Below are 16996 nucleotides of genomic sequence, written 5' to 3'. Positions count from 1 at the left end.
CTGATCATTTAGAAATATCCACTTCTCCCAAAGCTTCTAGATAGGTAATCGCCGCTTCTAAAGGAGAATCGTAGCTATAGGAAAACTCCTCAAACCAGCGTCCTTCCTCCGATTTGGCATCCAATTTATCTAACCATTGCTTTGCCTTTCTAGTTAAAGCTTCTCGCTTGCGCTGCTGTTTTAATGCCGACGCTTTTTCTTTTTCCGCTGCCTCCTGTTGTTCCCTTTCTTGGTTTTCTAAGGCTAAAGCTTTTAAAAGCGCATCGGTAGAAGAATCGCCGGCATAATTAACCTTAAATTCGGCTGGGAAACGCTCTTTTTCTTGGCGAGAAGAAGAGGACGGCATCGGTTTTTCCCGATCCCGTTTCTGGTATTCTGCCTTCATTTGTGCCAGTAAATCTTCTATTTCTCCCATAATGGTCAAGTTAGAAAGTAAAAAGTTAAAAAGATAATTGCTCTGATTGCCTCTGCCTTAATAACTAAGTAGCTAGTTATAATTAAATTGAATATGGCACCCCCCTTAATCTCCCCTTGATAAGGGGGGTGCTGATCCCCCCAAAAGCTTGGATTGACTGATAAAATCGAAAGTAATACCCGATGTCTCAAGTTAATCGGGGGAGGATTTTTGGGGAATTTATCTCAGTCATAATTTTACCAAAAGTAGCGGTCGGGGTGAATAGTGGTTTGACGTTGTTGGGAATTGTATTCTAGCAGGTATTTTCTGGCGATTACTTCCTGTTCTTCTAATAAGAGTAGCTCATTTTGTCCAATTTCTGTATCGGTAGAAAGGAGGATGACTTGAGAGGAAGCAGCGGGAAAGTAACGTTCAACTAAATTATGGCGATGGGAAGAATCTAAACGTCCCAGGGGTGTATCGATAGCGATGGGTAAATCTCGTCCGGAAACTCGCGCTAATCCCCACAAAAAAGCGATCGCTAATAGTTGTTTTTCTCCGGCAGAAAGACGGTGTTTAGGCACATTTTGTCCATCGGGACCAAAGAGAGATAGACCAAAAGTATCAGCATCGATCGCTATTTTCTGAACTAGATCGGACTTATGCAATAAATAACGAAAACATTCCGCCACTTCTCCCTCTAATCTATTTAATTTTTTTAAAGTTAAGCGTTCTTTAAATACTTTTAAAGTTTGCTGTGCTTTGACAATAGCATTAACGATATGTTCGTTACTTTGCGATTCTAAAGCTTTCTCACTATAGGCAAATAATTCTTTTTTAGTTTTCTCAATTTTCTTTTTGATTTCCTCATAATTTTTGTGGCTTTGCTCGTATTCTGCTTGAGCATTTAGATACTTTTTCTGAGCGGTTTTTAAGTTATTACTCAGGGTTTCGTATTCTTCGGGAGAGGCTGCTACTGCTAATTCTCGCTCTAAATTATCTAAGTCAGCTTCCAGATTTTTTAATTGTTCTATTGCTTGATAAGCGAGGTTAATTTGTGCCGGTAATTGATGGGTTAAGACTCGATTTAATAACTCGATCGCCTCCTCGTCTAAATCTAAGTAAGAAGTAACCAAAGAATCGTTATCCTCAGCTAAAAACTTATTTTCTTGCTCTAAAAACCCCCTAATATTCTCTAATTGTTCTAAAGTTAAACTTAGTTGTTTTAAATAAGCAAGTAACTTTTTATCTCTAGATTCTAAAACCGATTGAGCGACTTGAGCAGATTGAAATTTTAGCTCTTTTTCTCCCTGAATTTTAGCAGCTTCTAGGAGAGGAAAAATTAACTTTAATGGTAATAATTCCCCCGCCAATTGACCTAAATATTCTCTTTGTTTATCTAACTTTTTATCTACCTCCTTTTTTCTGCTCTCTAATTGACTTCTTTCGGCGGCAATTTTTCCGCCATCAATGCGAAATTTATCCGAGACTGCATCAAAATCATTTCTAACCAAATCTAAATTTTTTTGTTGAGTTTCCATCTCTTGCCTAGCCAATTCTAAATCTTCTTGGTACTGGGCTAATTTTTTCTCAATAGCTTCAATAGTTGCCAGTTCATTTTCTGCTGCTAATAACCGGCGCTTGCGACTAGCTAAAATATCGAGATCAACGGCTAATCTTTCCGCTAATTCTAACCCTAATAAAGTCTGCATCGAATCCTTAACGCTGTCAGGAGGTACATCCTGTTCTGCCAATTCTTTTACCTGTTCCCCATCAAATAAAAACAGGTTAGAAATACCCAAAGGTAATAAAGTTTCAATATATTCATCCCAAGTATTAGCTAAGGCAGGATCGGGCCAATCTTCATCTAAAATACCGAGGGTATCCTTACCATCTTTAGGCTGTTTTGTCCAGTATCTAACGATACGATATTGTCGCCATTGTTCGTTAACTAGATGTTCAAAAGCCAGTTCAATTCTAGCTTGATCGATGAGGGAAGCTTGATTATTAACTGCTTGACTGAGAAACTCGGCATAACTTAAATTATTGCGAGTAGAACACTTCGCCCGCGCACCATACAAAGCCAAACGAATCGCATCCATTAAAGTAGTTTTACCGCCCCCATTCATACCTCCCAAAAGGATAATCGGACAGGGATTATTATCTTTTTCGGGACGTAAATTAATCACTTGACGACCGGCGTAGGGGCCGAAATTTTGCAAAACTAATTCAGTAAAAATCATTAATATTCAGCCTTAGTTAAGTCGAAAGTTTTAGGGAATCTCCTGTGAAAATTATACCTGAAAAAGTACCGCAGATATTTTTTATACCCAAGAGAAAAACCCCAGACTCTATACTATAGCATTGATCACCAGGGTCTAGATATAATTAGAGTCTGCTGATTTTTACTTTCTAGTTCATTACTGGACATTAGCTTATTTTTTTAAAAATCGCTATGATCGGCGTGAAAGTGCCAACATAGGGGAGAAAATTGCTATGATCACCATCGGCGAATATTTATGCCAGCGTCTCCATAATTTAGGGGTTAATCATATTTTTGGGGTGCCGGGGGATTATGTCCTCGATTTGATGGATGTTTTGGTGGAAAGTCCGATCGAATTAGTTTGCACCTGTAATGAGCTTAACGCAGGTTATGCTGCCGATGCCTACGCGCGAGTTAAAGGTATGGGTGCTGTCTGTGTCACCTACGGAGTCGGGGGGTTTAGCCTCGTTAATGCTGTGGTCGGTGCTTACGCTGAAAGAGTTCCCCTGGTGGTGATTAGTGGAGCTTCCGATCGCTCGATTCGCCGGGATAATTTATTATTACACCACACCACGGGCGATTATAATCTGCAATTTTCCATCATGGAAAAAGCCACGGTTGCCTCGGTTATTCTCACTAATTCTGCCCAAGCAGCTAGTCAAATCGATCAAACTTTAGCCGCTTGTTTGCATCACAAACGTCCCGTGTATATCGAAATTCCCCGGGATCTAGTCTATCGTCCCTGTATCCCCTCAGAAAATCCAATTTATTTAACCGATAATCTCACGGATACCGCCGCTTTAGAAGAAGCCATTGAAGAGGCGGTTTTTTTATTAGAAAAAGCGGAAAAACCAATTATTTTAGCGGGGGTAGAATTTCATCGGTTTAAACTCCAAGATAAGTTGCTGAAACTTTTAGAAGTAACGGGTTATCCCTTAGCTACCACTATCTTAGGTAAGTCGTCAATTTCGGAAATGCATCCGCAATTTATCGGCACTTATGTGGGAGCATTAAGTCGCGAATACGTTAGTCAACGGGTGGAAAATGCCGATTGTGTCCTCTGTTTAGGGGCGATTATGTCCGATATGAATTTAGGGGGATTTACGGCTAATTTAAATCCCAATAATTTGATTAATGCCAATTCCGAGAAAGTAAAAATTAAACATCACTTTTACCAACCAGTATTCTTAGGGGATTTTATCGATGGTTTAATTGATAAACTAAGTCACAAAGAAGCGGCTACACTAGAGATTAAACCCGCAGCCGAATTGAAGGATTTAGAATTCATTGCCGTGCCAGAGCAAAAATTAACTAATGCTCGTTTTTATGAGCGAATGAATCATTTTATCGCTCAAGAATCTTTTGTTATTTCCGATACAGGGGACGCAATTATTGCCACAATTGATTTATTGATGCCTCAAAAAACTGACTTTATTGGTCAAGCATTTTATCTCTCTATTGGTTATTCAATTCCCGCCTGTTTAGGAGTAGCTTTTGCCGCACCCAATACTCGTCCTATCGTCTTTGTGGGGGATGGTGCTTTTCAAATGACTGCCCAAGAACTTTCGACAATTATCCGTCACCATCTCAATCCAATTATCTTTTTAATTAATAACGACGGTTACACGATCGAGCGGGTAATTCAGGATAATATTTATAATGATCTACAACCGTGGAAATATCATCAATTACCGGCAGTATTTAACGGGGAAAGTTGGAGTTGTCAAGTCAGGACAGAAGGGGAATTAGAAAAGGCTTTATCGATTGCCCAGGGTAACATCGATCGCCTATCATTTATTGAAGTACATCTCGATCGTTTTGACTGTTCCCAAGGCTTAACTCGTTTAGGTCAAGCTTTACGTTCACCCCATGCTTAAACTGGTTATGCTATTAGGTTTTGACTGTGTGAAGCTGCCCTAAGACACCAGACTGAAACTCTTTTCGCTCCCAAGAGTCAACAATTAAGATACAATCGGTATCTTAATCAAAGTGTGATGGTGACAACCGCAACTAAAAACCCTATGAATGCTTTTTGGAAACAAATCACCCTACTGAACTTTTCCCCCGCTTCTTGGTCAAAATATAGCTATCTGCATCGTTTCGTCGGCCTTTTTAGTCAATGGCGACAGGGTAGCCGGTTTGTGGAGTGGACAGAACTGATGGGTGCGCTGTTAATCTCTCTTCTTATCGCCACTGCGCCGTTTTTCTCCACCAGTCAAATCGGTTTTTTATTGTTAGCAATAGCGGGTTATTGGCTATTGTTAACCCTTGTGGATGAAGGCAAAATTGGGGTGACACCCATACATCTTTTGGTACTTTTATATTGGGGAATTGCCACGGTTTCCACGGCTTTTTCTCCCGTTAAAACCGCAGCTTTGGAAGGATTAATTAAATTAACTCTCAATCTCATCTTTTTTGCCTTTACTGCCCGAATTATGCGCTCACCACGCCTAACAAATTGGATTCTGACTACTTTAGTTTTAACCGCTTTAGCAGTCAGCGTTTACGGCATTCGTCAGCAAATTTTTGGTGCGGAACAGTTAGCAACTTGGAACGATCCTACTTCAGAATTAGCGGGAGATACTAGGGTTTATAGTTATCTCGGTAATCCTAATTTATTAGCTAGTTATTTATTCCCTGGTATTGCCTTTAGCGGTGCGGCATTATTTGTGTGGCAGGGATGGCTACCGAAAATTTTAGCGGCTTTATTAACTTTAGCCAATGCCGCTTGTTTATTTTTTACCGAGAGTCGTGGCGGTTGGATTGGTTTGATGGTCTTAGGAATTGTCTTCTTATTGCTATTATTTTATTGGTTCAAAAATTATCTACCGTTATTTTGGCAAATATGGCTTTTACCCTTAATTTTAGGGGGTTTAGCCGTGGTGATTTTAGGGGCGATTTTATTGGTGGATCCGCTGCGAATTCGGGTGATGAGTATTTTCGCTGGCCGGGAAGATAGTAGTAATAACTTTCGGATTAATGTTTGGGATGCAGTTATCCGCATGAGTCAAACTTATCCGCTTTTGGGCATCGGACCGGGTAATGATGCTTTTAAGAAAATTTACCCCCTATTCATGAAGCCAAAATACACGGCTTTAAGTGCCTATTCTGTGCTATTAGAAATTATGGTAGAAACGGGAATTATTGGTTTTACCTGTTTCCTCTGGTTATTAGTCACGACTATCGGCCAAGGCATCCATCAAATTAAACTTTTACGCGATAAAATGGATAGTCAAGGCTTTTGGTTAATCGGGGCAATTGCCGCTATGGCTGGAATTCTTGCCCACGGTTTTTTTGATACGGTTTGGTATCGTCCCCAAGTTAGTACCCTCTGGTGGTTAGTTTTGGGTTTAATTGCTAGTCGTTGTTATTCCCCCGCTAGGGATTTTGAGCGTGGCAATTCCCTCCTCTAGGGGGGCGAAATGGGGGAGCATTGAGGAGTTATTTCAAATTACGGATAGGACTGCTCTGAAGGGTATTTGAAGCTCGTGTAGGCGCAGGCGAGGGGGATTATTAAGAAAAATCACAAACCTTTCATCCTACCATCTCTCGGTGGGCAAAGCAAGAGATAATTAAATTAGGGTTGGCTGAATAAATCTAAAAACCTTGTTGGATAATATCTTTAGGCTTTTTTGAAATCAAAAAGTGCCAGCGATTGGAGTGATTGGGGGGAAAATTCAGGGACTTTTTCCCTAAAAATTAGGTAATTGACTCCCTGAAAATGGGTAAAACCCCACACCCCACACCCCACACCCCACACCCTGCCACCAGGAAAAACTTTTCAGCAAACCCTAAATTAGATCGTTTCCCAGTTTGTTCCGCGCTTGGCGCGATTTCCCAACTGCAATAACGAGAGTAAATCCCTGTGGCCGTTATAGAGACGAGGGAGGAAAATAATGGATCGTTCTCTTAAGTGGGCCGTTGCGATTGTCATCGGAAATTTTGGGTCTGAAACCCCGCCGTTCTAGGTTGGCTTTACGTTAGAATTAAAAGGCCAGTCTCGAAAACCAAGTGGACGGCGCAGCACCTTGAAAACTCGGCTTAGGGGGTTCCGACCAGAAAAGCTTGGCCGGGTAAAAAGTCGCGCGCAACAAGTACAAGAAGCTATAGGCGGTCAACGTACCGTGGGACACACGGAATCGGGCTTCTGAAATGGGGCGAAAGTCTGTGGACTCTGTGTAAGACAGTACATGGTTTTTTAACTGTGGTATGCGACGGTGGTGGAAGCAGAAACTTAAATCGTGAGGTTTAGGAATCGCCGCACTTTTAGGGCGGCGAGGATGTCAAAACTCTAATCCTCGTGCTTTCCCCGGTCTTTTTCCAAGGCTGTGGGGCGACAGAGTGGAACCCGAAAGGAGGGAACGGTCAAGATACAATGCTAACCCTTACTCGCGCTGACAACGGCAAATCCATCACCATGCAGGTCAATGACCTGCTGCTACTGTCCCTCGACGAGAATCCCACTACCGGCTTTCAGTGGGCGGTCGATGGTGTCGGGAGCGATTTAGTGAAGCTGCAGGCCTCTGAGTATGTACCTGCCATAGAGTCGAGAGTCGGCGGGGGCGGTCAGAGAGTCCTGACCTTTAAAGCGCAACGGGCTGGCATAGGCCAACTAAAGCTTAAGCTCTGGCGAGAGTGGCAGGGAGAGCCGTCAATTGTCGAACGATTTACCGTCACGCTCCAAGTCCGAGAGTAAAGGCTTCTCAGATAGCCAAGGGCTAGTGAGTAACGACTTAGGAGGAAAGGAAAAATGAGTGAAACATTTGTAATTCCCGCAATGGGATGGTTGCCCGACTATCCCGATATTCGTGATGTCACTTTTCAATCTGAACGCGTACCGTCCAAACTGCAAGCTTTGGGACAGCCATCTGTCAAGCAAATGCTGGCCAAAGTGGGAGCAACGACATCTGCCCCAGCAGCGCTGCCAACCAGCGTGGACTTGAGGCCGTGGTGTTCCCCCATCGAGGATCAAAAAACTATCGGTTCTTGTACGGCCCACGCCGGTGTCGGACTGGTGGAGTATTTTGAGCGGCGAGCTTTTGGCAAACACCTCGATGCTTCCAGACTCTTCCTCTACAAAGTGACGCGCAACTTGCTCAAATGGACGGGAGATACGGGAGCCTTCTTGCGCTCAACAATGTACGCCCTCACCTTGTTTGGCGTACCACCAGAAGAGTACTATCCCTACAATATCGCTGATTTTGACAAAGAGCCGTCGGCATTCTGCTACGCTTTTGGCCAAAGCTATCAGGCGATTTCCTACTACCGCCTCGACCCCCCAGGAACGACACGGAGCAACCTATTAACTCAGATTAAAACCTACTTGGCAAATGGGCTGCCCTCAATGTTTGGCTTTACTGTTTACAGTTCTATCAGTCAGGCCAACACCAATGGCGGTAAGATACCTTATCCGACTCCGGGCGAGAGAGTTCTCGGCGGTCACGCCATTGACGCAGTCGGTTACGACGACAACCTCAAGATTAAGAATACTAACCCCGGTGGCATTGAAACCACCGGTGCCTTGCTGATTCGCAACTCCTGGGGTACTGGCTGGGGAAGCGCTGGCTACGGCTGGCTGCCCTACAAGTACGTCCTCGATGGTCTGGCAACTGATTGGTGGTCGCTAATCAAGAGTGAATGGATCGATACGGGACAGTTCGGATAGGAGACCGATTCGATAAGGTGTGAGGGGCAAAATAAAGGCTTCTGGTGAGTTTTTTCAGAATAGGGGGGACGCTGGGAAAACTCACCGTTTGTTGAATTTTTTAGGGTATGCAGACTAGATCATAAATCGATGCTATCCAGAGCTTAGAGGGTATGAATTATGAATAATAATAAAGATAAAAACGATAAGAAAGATAAAAAGGATTTCTGGGATATTAGTAAAATCGTGGTAACTTTATTATTTACAACTATAGGAGGAGCTATAGGAGGAACGTTTACAGGTCTAACCAATTATTATTTCCGTCAACAAGAACTCGATATAAAGAGAGTTGAAACGGTAGAAAAATTTATGCCTTATTTAGTAGGTGAAATCAATGGACGAACCATTCCTAATGCTCAGGTAGCCAAAGAAAATACCATTATACGCCAATTCAAAAATGAAACGCATCAACCTCAAGAGTTGACAAAGAAAGGCTCATCAGGTACTGTCTGATCATTAACAAAAACAAATCAGACCCAAAAACGAAGCCCTCAACATCTTAACATAGAACAAAGAAACTTGCTCTACCAACTTAGTCAGGAGGGAAATTTATCTCAACGGCAAATGGCCGTCTGGCTCGGATGTCATCAAAGCACAATATCACGGGAATTAAAAAGGAATCAAAGTTCTCTTGGCTGCTATCTACCTGACACAGCACAAGCTGAAAGCGAGACAAGGCGAAAAAATGCCAAACAACCCTTTAAAAATGTCAGCGAGTCAGCCTTAGAGTTGGTCAAAGAAGGATTGAAAGATTATCATAGTCCCGAACAAATAGCAGGTCGTCTGAAAAGAGCCAGTCAAGAATCTCTCAGTCACGAAACCATCTATCAAATGATCTATCAGAACTATCACGGATGTGGAGAGTACCAGAAATATTTACGCCGGGGGCTTTGTCAAAGAAAGAGTCGAGGCGGAGCAAAAAGTAAGCGTGGAGGGATTCCAGGGCGTGTAGATATCAGCGAGCGACCAGTAATTGCTGACCAGAAAACTGAAATCGGTCATTGGGAAAGTGACACAATGATTGGAGGCAATCATCTAGGAGTTCTCGTTACTCATGTAGATAAAGCCTCGAAATTTTTAGTAGCAGGATTAGCCAAAAACAAAACCGCATCGGAAATCAATAGAGTCACAGAAAAACTTTTTCAAGAGATTCACCCTGACAAAAGAAAAACCTTTACTTGTGACAAGGTTAAAGAATTTTGTGGACATCAAGAGTTGAGTCAGAAACTAGGAGCAGATTTTTATTTTGCTACTCCTTATCATTCGTGGGAGAGGGGATTAAACGAGCATACCAATGGACTGTTAAGACAATTTTTCCCTAAGGGAACGAATTTTAAAATCGTTAAGCCAGAGGAGGTGGAAAGAGCCGTAAACTTGATTAACAATCGTCCTCGAAAATGTCTTGACTATCGTACCCCGAATGAGGTATTCTATAAAGGTAGATCAGACAGTGATGCAATTCAGACTTGAATTGGCCGTTCAAGAGTCATAATTAGAAGCAAAGCACTCATTAAAAACATGATTAACCTAGAATTCACGGAAGAAGAAAAGAACTCACTGTATTATGAAAGATTTCATCATCCTCATCCCCGGGTTCAACTGAAGATGGAAGTTCTCTGGTTAAAAAGCCAAAAGATACCGCACAAAAAAATTTGTCAGTTAGCAGGAATCTCGCCAAATACCTTATTAACCTATCTTCGAGATTATCAAGAGGGCGGAATAGAAAAATCAAAAGAAATCAACTTCTATCGCCCTAAAAGTGAATTAGAGTCTCAAAGAGAAACACTCAAAAAATATTTCGAGAAAAATCCACCAGCCACAATAAATGAAGCTGTATATAGAATAGAAGAATTGACAGGGATAAAACGAAGTCCTACCCAAGTGAGGAAATTCTTAAAATCCTTGGGAATGAAATGTTTAAAAATAGGTTCTCTTCCTTCTAAAGCTGACCCAGATGAACAAGAAGACTACAAAGAAAAAAAGCTAGAACCCAGACTAAATGAGGCTAAAGAAGGAAAAAGGGCTGTTTTTTTTGTTGATGCCGCTCACTTCGTCATGGGAGCATTTCTCGGTTTTGTTTGGTGTTTTGAGAGACTTTTTGTTAAGTCACCGAGCGGGCGTAAACGCTTCAATGTTTTAGGAGCATTAAATGCAATAACTCATGAAGTTATTCTAGTTACTAATGACACTTATATTACGGCAACTCAAGTCTGTGAACTTCTTGAAAAAATAGCTGCTTTAGGACTAATGATTCCCATCACTCTAGTCTTAGATAATGCCCGCTATCAGAAATGTAAAATTGTTGAAGAATTGGCTCTTTCTTTGTCAATAGAGCTACTCTATCTGCCGTCTTATTCGCCTAATCTAAATTTAATTGAAAGGCTGTGGAAATTTGTCAAAAAGAAATGTTTACATGGTAAATATTATGAAAACTTTTCTGACTTTTCTTCAGCCATTTATGAATGTCTGAATGATGCCCATCTGAAACATAAAAAAGAACTGGATTCCTTGCTGACTCTACGATTTCAGAAGTTTAATAAATCTCAGATTATGAACGTCTAAAGTATAGCAATGGGAAAGAAAGACATGAAACTTGGCTATTTCAAACCAAAGACAGTCTCTATCTATGGAAACATAATTGGACACCAATTGTCAGACATACCCTAGTACGCTCCGACGCATCACCATTCGACGGAAATTGGACTTACTGGGCGACCAGAAGAGGACAAGCAATCGACACACCGACAAGAGTAGCCAAACTACTTAAGAAGCAACAAGGCAAGTGTAGCCGATGTGAGCAGTATTTCACACCATCGGATTTAATTGAAGTTGACCACATTCACCCTCTAAGCTTAGGCGGAAAGGATGAATATAACTGAACTTCCCCCATACATATATACTATAATAGCCGAAAACCCTTATCCATCAATGGATACGCCCCTTAACTTTTCTTGATGTACCCATGTAATTTGTAACATTTCTTAATGGACAAGAATTCTCTCTATTTGCTAGAATGATAGCCATGTATATAGAAAAAGTTCCTAACCGTAATTCCCCCCCCGCCGTTCTTCTTCGGGAGTCCTACCGAGAAGGAGATCAAGTCAAAAAAAGAACCCTGGCCAATCTCTCAAAATTACCCGATGATATTATCGACAATTTGAAACTGGCTCTTAAAGGCGCAACACTGTCCATGACTGAAGGCATTCCCAATCATTTTGAAGTGATTAGAAGTCTTCCTCATGGTCATGTAATGGCTATTTTAGAGACGATTAAAAAATTAGGTTTAGATAAAATAATCAGTGAAAAATCCTCACGAATCAGAAACTTAGTGGTGGCGATGATTGTGGCAAGAATCATCAATCCTAAATCGAAACTAGCCACAGCGAGAGGGTTTAATAGCGAGACTTGTAGTCAGAGTTTAGGACAATTGTTAGACTTAGAGAAAGCCGATGAAGACGAATTATATAACGCCTTAGATTGGTTATTAGAAAAACAAGAGAAAATTGAGAAGCACCTAGCAATTAAACACTTAGAATCAGGAACATTAGTCTTGTATGATGTCACTTCTACCTACCTAGAAGGAAATGGTTGTGAACTGGGAAAATATGGTTATAACCGAGATAAAAAGAAAGGGAAAACTCAGATAGTTTTTGGTCTGCTCTGTTCAGCCAAGGGTTGTCCGATAGCGGTAGAAGTATTTGAAGGAAACACTTCAGACGGTGCTACTTTAAGCGGACAAATTGAGAAAGTCAGAAAGGGTTGGGTGATTGAGAATGTGGTCTGGGTAAGCGATAGAGGAATTTTAACTAACTCGAAAATCAAGGAATTAGTAAAACCCATAGAAGGATTAGACTATATTACTGGTTTAACTAAGCCTCAAATTCCGAAACTGGCTGAGGTAGAAGTGATTCAATTAGGATTATTTGATCAGGTAAACTTGGTGGAATTTGAGAGTGAAGATTATCCCGATGAAAGATTAATTGCTTGTCGGAATCCCTTAATCGCCCAGAAAAATCAACTACAAAGAGAGGCATTATTAGAAGCGGTAGAGAAGGAACTAGATTTGATTGTTCAGGCGACTCAAAGGGAGAAAAGAGCTTTAAAGGGTCAAGATAAGATAGCTTTGAGAGTGGGCAAGGTTCTTAATCAGTTTAAGGTCAATAAATACTATAACCTAGAGATAACAGAGGAAGGCTTTTCTTATCAGCGTCAGCGGGAATTAATCGCTCAAGAAACGGCTTTGGATGGTGTGTATGTGTTAAGAACTTCTCTGGAGTCAACTTTGATGGATGCAGCGACGACGGTTAAAGCTTATAAAAGTTTGTCTCAAGTGGAGGAGGCATTTCGCTGTTATAAGTCAATTGATTTAAAGGTACGTCCTATCTATCATTATAAGGGTGATAGAGTCAAAGCTCATATCTTTTTATGTATGTTGGCTTATTATGTGGAATGGCATTTAAAACAGTGCTTGGCTCCTTTGTTATTTGAGGATGAAGAAATTGATGATGGTTCTCTGAATGTGATTAAAGCGAGTCGCAGTGAATCCGCTCAGTCTAAAGAGAGAAAAAAACGGAATCAAGAGAACCTCCCTGTGCATAGCTTTCGGACTTTGTTGGAAGACCTGGGGACAATTTGCTTGAATACAGTGGAATGTACGATTAGGGAGGGAAGTTATCGTTTTTCTAAGATAACTCGACCGACCCAACTGCAACAAAAAGCGTTAGATTTATTGGGAGTTTCCCTGATTTGTACCCAGTAACGTGGCGGCGGAAATTCTCTTAATTCCTCCTACAGCATAGGTTATGGCCTTTTGTCAACGGGGAAGTCCAGTAATATTGATAGATCGGCTCTACCAATTTGGCAGAATTTAGAAATACCCTGTAACTTACCATTCATCGATAACTGAAATTTAAGCACAGATGCGATCCTCGATCGCCACCGATTGTAGAAGTCTTTCCACGATCGCTTTAGCTTGACGACCGTGACTAGGAATCAGACGATGGCAGAAGACGTAGGGAGTAATAAACTTAACATCATCGGGAATGGCATAATCGCGACCTTCGAGGAAAGCGTAAGCTTGAACTGCTTTTTGCAAAACCACACAACCCCGGGGACTGACTCCTAAACTAATATCTTCGTGATCACGGGTAGCGCGGACTAAATCGACGATATATTGCTGTAAAGTGGGAGCTACCTTGACCAGACTGACTAATCTTCGCAATTCTCCCACCTGTTCTAGGGAAATACAAGCTTCTAGGGATTTAACCGTCTCTTGAGAATGCTGTCTTTGTAACATTTTTAATTCTTCTGTGGCGCTGGGATAACCCAAACTCAGGCAAACGGCAAAACGGTCTATTTGTGCTTCTGGAAGCGGAAAAGTGCCTTGATATTCGATCGGATTTTGGGTGGCGATCACAAAGAAGGGTTGGGGGACCGGCCGCGCTTCTCCATCGATGGTAACTTGTTTTTCTTCCATGACTTCTAGAAGTGCCGATTGAGTGCGCGGGGTGGCCCGGTTGATTTCATCGGCCAACAGGACGTTAGCAAAAGCGGGGCCGGGGATAAATTCAAATTCGCGACTGTTGGGGTTCCAAATCGTCGTTCCCGTGATATCACTAGGAAGGAGGTCAGGGGTGCATTGTACCCGTTGGAAACGACCGTTAATTGAACGCGCTAAGGATTTAGCTAACAGGGTTTTGCCGACTCCGGGGACATCTTCGAGGAGAGCGTGGCCACCACTGAGCAAAGCCACCAGCACCATGCGAATCGATTCGGTTTTGCCGACGATGCTCTGGCTCAAATTTTCCATCAAAATATCAATAGCGTCTCTCATAGCACAAATGGGGTATTTTGTCAAGAAGATTAATGTTAAGTTTTTTTGATCTTAACGATTCTTTTCCCAATTTGCCCATACTAGGGAGGAAAGTTGACAGACAATGGCGGGAAATTTTCTCCTAGGGAGCTAATCAGGGTTAGGGTGGCAAGCAGGGAGAAAATTAGTTAAGGTTGGCTGAATAAATCTGAAAACCTTGTTGGGTAACACTTTTAGACCTTTTGTCAATCAAAAAGTACCGGATATGGGAGTGATCGGGGGAAAATCCCGGGACTTTTTCCCTGAAAATTAGGTAATTGACCCCCTCAAAATCGGTAAAACCCCACACCCCACACCCCACACCCCACGAAAAACTTTTTGCCGCAAACCCTAGTTAAGAATTGTTGCCAGTGGGCGAAATCAAGATTTTAAGTCGGTTCAGTCTGATAAAATCGAGAAGAATTTCTCCTAATCGATGAAGATAAAAGCCAGTTCGCTCGTTTTTAGTCTTGTTTTAGGCATCGCAGCCAGTACATTAACCAATAGTTTGCCCGAAAATTTGACTTTCAATTCTCGGAAAATACTGGCTCAAGATCAGGCACCTTCCTGTCCCCTCCCTCCAGATATTGCCGTCACTTTTCGCAATAGTTAATGTCAGGCAGTTACCCTAGAAAAACCCCAGACTTTTTTCCGTTATTATAGTGACGAAAATTACAAAAAAGGTCGTTTTCTGACCACGGATCAATATACCACCAATGTGGAGGTGATCAGAAATTTAGCCCTCGATCAAAAGTGGAATCCTCCTGAGATGGGGACAAGCGAGCTAGAAGGTAGATAGGGCAAGCGATATCGCTCTTTGTCCTTTGATGTAATCCTTCAACCGATAGCGGCTAATTTGCATTAGCTCTTCTATATTTTTTGGGAACATTTGATGTAGCTGGAGCCAATGATAGAGATGTTGACCCACATAAAAACTGCTGTGTCTGCGTTGACCTTTATATCTTTTTTCAGGTCTTGTGACATATTTTTGGATTCCCATATCCTTAATTTTTTTACCTTGTAGTGTGGCACTTGTATAGGCGATAGCTATAACAATTATCAGCTTTGATAAGTATTGCGGTGCTAATTGAGAACCTTCTAAGCTATAGCCTCCCGACTTAAAATCTCGGAACATCTCCTCAATATCAAATCTTTTTTGATAGGCAATTATTGCCGTCTCTAAATCTCCAAAATTTGTCAGAATATACCAGGGTTCTTTTGTTTGAAAACCCCCATAGTTTTTTTCCACTTACCAGCTAAGTTAAACTGGACAAATCCCTGTTCTTTTGTAATATTGACATCATTCAAAAATAGTTGAGTTCCTGGACTTAAACCTAACTCTCTCATTTCTTGATAAATTCCTTCTTTTGTCTTGACATTTGTACTTTGTTTTTGTCTTAAGCAAAAGTATAAACTCTGCTTCTGAAGCCACTTTCCAAGACTGACCGAGCAAAATTCTCTATCTCCTAGCACCACGATTTTATGACCTGATAGCACCGTCAATATTTTCCCCAATACTCGCTGCTGTTCTTCGAGATTACTACTTCCTTTTTTATCCAATATCTCCCAATAGATTGGGATGGCTCTCTTGTCATAAATTAGACTCACCATCAAGATATTAATTGCTCCCCAACTCGTTCGGTCTATGGCAATATATACTAATCCTTTTATTGTGAATCTCTCCTGCTGTTTTAAGATCTCTTTTAAGCAGAGAAACCAGATTTTTTTCAATATTCAGAATTTCCAGCTTTAAAAATCTTTTTAGTTTTTTTCTCCGACTCTCAAACAGGATTGGTATTGGCAGTGCTTCTGCTAATATCTCTAACTTGGCTTGCTTTAGTATTTGCCAGGTTCCAACTATCATTAACAACAGTAGATATCTGGCTCGTCCCAGTTCATTTTCTAACACTTTCTGGTATAGTTCACTTATCATTTTCGTTATTTAGGTCATATATCGAATTCTGGGATAATTCCCTGAAGATTATGACTAGAAAAGCAAAAATAACCACCAGCTTTACCGATGCGGCTAATTTCGTCTAAAACTAGAAAACGGTCAGCATGGGAAATATAATCAATGTCATTAAAACTAAAGAGAATAAAATCAAAATAATTATCGGCAAATTGTTCTAGATTTCTAGCATCGGCCACTTGCCAGACTAAATGGGGGAATTTTTAACGACAAGCGGCGATCATTTCCGCAGAATAATCAACCCCGATATATTCTCCCACAAGAGGGGCAAAATACTTCGTAGTCCGTCCCGCACCTACCCCTAAATCAAGCATTTTCATGGTTGATAAATGCTCTTGCAGCAGGGTTAAAATTGTCTTTTCTGCTGGCTGTAGCGCGGTTAATTGGGCATAATAACCGACAATACTAGGGTCTTTATAGGTTTGCTGATTTTTATCCTTAATCATTCTTGATCGCTCTTTCCTACTACCATCTTTAAGAAAATATTTAGACTATCATAAGATGCGCTTAAATTATCAACTTGGCATCAATGCAGATTTTTAGCTCTTTTTTCCCATCTACGAGCATAGCATTTTCCAAAAGTGATAAAAAAAATGTAAAGTTATTTTATATTAGTTGTCTTTGATAGTCTGGAAATTGTCCTGACGACTTCCCAAATTGTTCCCCACCTGACCCACCGTCCCAACCTCCAGTTGGTGAAAGTAGATAGCACCGAGTCGGTTGTCAGCCATCTGATCGGAGGCTTGCAGCGATCGCCTAGGTTTAAATTGAGTTACGCGCAAGATCAGGTATTTTTACTTAAGCAACGCTAAGAG

The 16996-nt window shown here is 41.4% G+C and carries 14 protein-coding genes and 4 pseudogenes; 10 read left to right on the top strand and 8 right to left on the bottom strand.

From position 1 onward, the window contains the following. Window positions 1–4: 4 nt before the first annotated feature. Together ACQY1X_RS07765 and dndD are read right to left on the bottom strand one after the other, a co-directional pair. Window positions 5–415: a salt stress protein, Slr1339 family gene (locus ACQY1X_RS07765; protein WP_002739611.1), complete on the bottom strand. Its 411-nt coding sequence runs from the start codon at window positions 413–415 to the stop codon at window positions 5–7. A 236-nt stretch (window positions 416–651) separates the two neighbouring features. Further along, a complete protein-coding gene (dndD, locus tag ACQY1X_RS07760; protein WP_430015539.1) occupies window positions 652–2637 on the bottom strand; it encodes a DNA sulfur modification protein DndD in 1986 nt (661 codons plus the stop codon). A 253-nt stretch (window positions 2638–2890) separates the two neighbouring features. Between dndD and ACQY1X_RS07755 the strand changes: the two genes are divergently transcribed. From ACQY1X_RS07755 to ACQY1X_RS07715, 9 genes and pseudogenes are all read left to right on the top strand, one after another. Next, window positions 2891–4534: an alpha-keto acid decarboxylase family protein gene (locus ACQY1X_RS07755; protein WP_430015538.1), complete on the top strand. Its 1644-nt coding sequence runs from the start codon at window positions 2891–2893 to the stop codon at window positions 4532–4534. A 144-nt stretch (window positions 4535–4678) separates the two neighbouring features. Beyond that, window positions 4679–6070, top strand: a complete 1392-nt coding sequence (locus tag ACQY1X_RS07750) for an IctB family putative bicarbonate transporter (RefSeq protein ID WP_430015537.1) — start codon at window positions 4679–4681, stop codon at window positions 6068–6070. Window positions 6071–7032: 962 nt separating this feature from the next. Beyond that, window positions 7033–7353 (top strand): protease inhibitor I42 family protein, encoded by a 321-nt coding sequence (locus tag ACQY1X_RS07745; RefSeq protein ID WP_430015536.1) that lies wholly within the window; start codon window positions 7033–7035, stop codon window positions 7351–7353. Window positions 7354–7407: 54 nt separating this feature from the next. Beyond that, window positions 7408–8322, top strand: a complete 915-nt coding sequence (locus ACQY1X_RS07740) for a C1 family peptidase (protein WP_069474853.1) — start codon at window positions 7408–7410, stop codon at window positions 8320–8322. A gap of 159 nt (window positions 8323–8481) precedes the next feature. Continuing rightward, a complete protein-coding gene (locus ACQY1X_RS07735; protein ID WP_430014300.1) occupies window positions 8482–8814 on the top strand; it encodes a hypothetical protein in 333 nt (110 codons plus the stop codon). Window positions 8815–8847: 33 nt separating this feature from the next. Then, window positions 8848–9831 (top strand): annotated as a pseudogene (locus ACQY1X_RS07730) (IS30-like element ISMae39 family transposase); the annotation flags it as partial. A gap of 48 nt (window positions 9832–9879) precedes the next feature. Beyond that, window positions 9880–10923 carry an IS630 family transposase gene (locus ACQY1X_RS07725; RefSeq protein ID WP_430014299.1) on the top strand — a complete coding sequence of 348 codons (1044 nt, stop codon included), beginning with the start codon at window positions 9880–9882 and terminating at the stop codon, window positions 10921–10923. After that, window positions 10920–11234, top strand: a pseudogene (locus ACQY1X_RS07720) (HNH endonuclease); the annotation flags it as partial. The gene ACQY1X_RS07725 and the pseudogene ACQY1X_RS07720, both read left to right, overlap by 4 nt. Window positions 11235–11383: 149 nt before the next feature. Beyond that, on the top strand, window positions 11384–13120 hold the full coding sequence (locus ACQY1X_RS07715) for an IS1634 family transposase (RefSeq protein WP_430015730.1): 1737 nt from the start codon (window positions 11384–11386) through the stop codon (window positions 13118–13120). A gap of 150 nt (window positions 13121–13270) precedes the next feature. On the opposite strand, the gene ACQY1X_RS07710 is transcribed toward ACQY1X_RS07715, so the two are convergent. Then, entirely contained in the window at window positions 13271–14194 is a 924-nt protein-coding gene (locus ACQY1X_RS07710; RefSeq protein WP_430015535.1) for an AAA family ATPase, read from the bottom strand. Window positions 14195–14648: 454 nt separating this feature from the next. On the opposite strand from ACQY1X_RS07710, the pseudogene ACQY1X_RS07705 reads away from it, so the two are divergent. After that, window positions 14649–14990: pseudogene (locus ACQY1X_RS07705) on the top strand (hypothetical protein); the annotation flags it as partial. 6 nt (window positions 14991–14996) lie between these two features. Here ACQY1X_RS07705 and ACQY1X_RS07700 read toward each other — a convergent pair. The 5 genes and pseudogenes from ACQY1X_RS07700 to ACQY1X_RS07680 all read right to left on the bottom strand — a co-directional run bounded on the left by ACQY1X_RS07700 (window position 14997) and on the right by ACQY1X_RS07680 (window position 16963). After that, complete coding sequence (locus ACQY1X_RS07700; protein WP_430015534.1) at window positions 14997–15461, bottom strand: hypothetical protein; 465 nt, start codon at window positions 15459–15461, stop codon at window positions 14997–14999. Continuing rightward, window positions 15410–15823 (bottom strand): hypothetical protein, encoded by a 414-nt coding sequence (locus ACQY1X_RS07695; RefSeq protein ID WP_430015533.1) that lies wholly within the window; start codon window positions 15821–15823, stop codon window positions 15410–15412. Before ACQY1X_RS07695 ends, ACQY1X_RS07700 begins: the two co-directional genes overlap by 52 nt. A 7-nt stretch (window positions 15824–15830) precedes the next feature. Then, entirely contained in the window at window positions 15831–16121 is a 291-nt protein-coding gene (locus ACQY1X_RS07690; protein ID WP_141705448.1) for a hypothetical protein, read from the bottom strand. Window positions 16122–16165: 44 nt separating this feature from the next. Next, window positions 16166–16627, bottom strand: a pseudogene (locus tag ACQY1X_RS07685) (class I SAM-dependent methyltransferase); the annotation flags it as partial. A gap of 165 nt (window positions 16628–16792) precedes the next feature. Continuing rightward, entirely contained in the window at window positions 16793–16963 is a 171-nt protein-coding gene (locus ACQY1X_RS07680) for a hypothetical protein (protein WP_256094050.1), read from the bottom strand. Between the last annotated feature and the right edge of the window lie 33 nt (window positions 16964–16996).

The organism is Microcystis protocystis FBCC-A270, assembly GCF_050500235.1.
Taxonomy (GTDB): Bacteria; Cyanobacteriota; Cyanobacteriia; order Cyanobacteriales; family Microcystaceae; genus Microcystis; species Microcystis ichthyoblabe_A.
This window is presented reverse-complemented; position numbering and strand designations above follow the sequence as displayed.

Bases quoted from the DNA above. Each gene is read 5' to 3' on its own strand.
- ACQY1X_RS07765 (WP_002739611.1), bottom strand. From the start codon at position 415: ATGGGAGAAATAGAAGATTTACTGGCACAAATGAAGGCAGAATACCAG.
- dndD (WP_430015539.1), bottom strand. From the start codon at position 2,637: ATGATTTTTACTGAATTAGTTTTGCAAAATTTCGGCCCCTACGCCGGT.
- ACQY1X_RS07755 (WP_430015538.1), top strand. From the start codon at position 2,891: ATGATCACCATCGGCGAATATTTATGCCAGCGTCTCCATAATTTAGGG.
- ACQY1X_RS07750 (WP_430015537.1), top strand. From the start codon at position 4,679: ATGAATGCTTTTTGGAAACAAATCACCCTACTGAACTTTTCCCCCGCT.
- ACQY1X_RS07745 (WP_430015536.1), top strand. From the start codon at position 7,033: ATGCTAACCCTTACTCGCGCTGACAACGGCAAATCCATCACCATGCAG.
- ACQY1X_RS07740 (WP_069474853.1), top strand. From the start codon at position 7,408: ATGAGTGAAACATTTGTAATTCCCGCAATGGGATGGTTGCCCGACTAT.
- ACQY1X_RS07735 (WP_430014300.1), top strand. From the start codon at position 8,482: ATGAATAATAATAAAGATAAAAACGATAAGAAAGATAAAAAGGATTTC.
- ACQY1X_RS07725 (WP_430014299.1), top strand. From the start codon at position 9,880: ATGATTAACCTAGAATTCACGGAAGAAGAAAAGAACTCACTGTATTAT.
- ACQY1X_RS07715 (WP_430015730.1), top strand. From the start codon at position 11,384: ATGTATATAGAAAAAGTTCCTAACCGTAATTCCCCCCCCGCCGTTCTT.
- ACQY1X_RS07710 (WP_430015535.1), bottom strand. From the start codon at position 14,194: ATGAGAGACGCTATTGATATTTTGATGGAAAATTTGAGCCAGAGCATC.
- ACQY1X_RS07695 (WP_430015533.1), bottom strand. From the start codon at position 15,823: ATGGTGAGTCTAATTTATGACAAGAGAGCCATCCCAATCTATTGGGAG.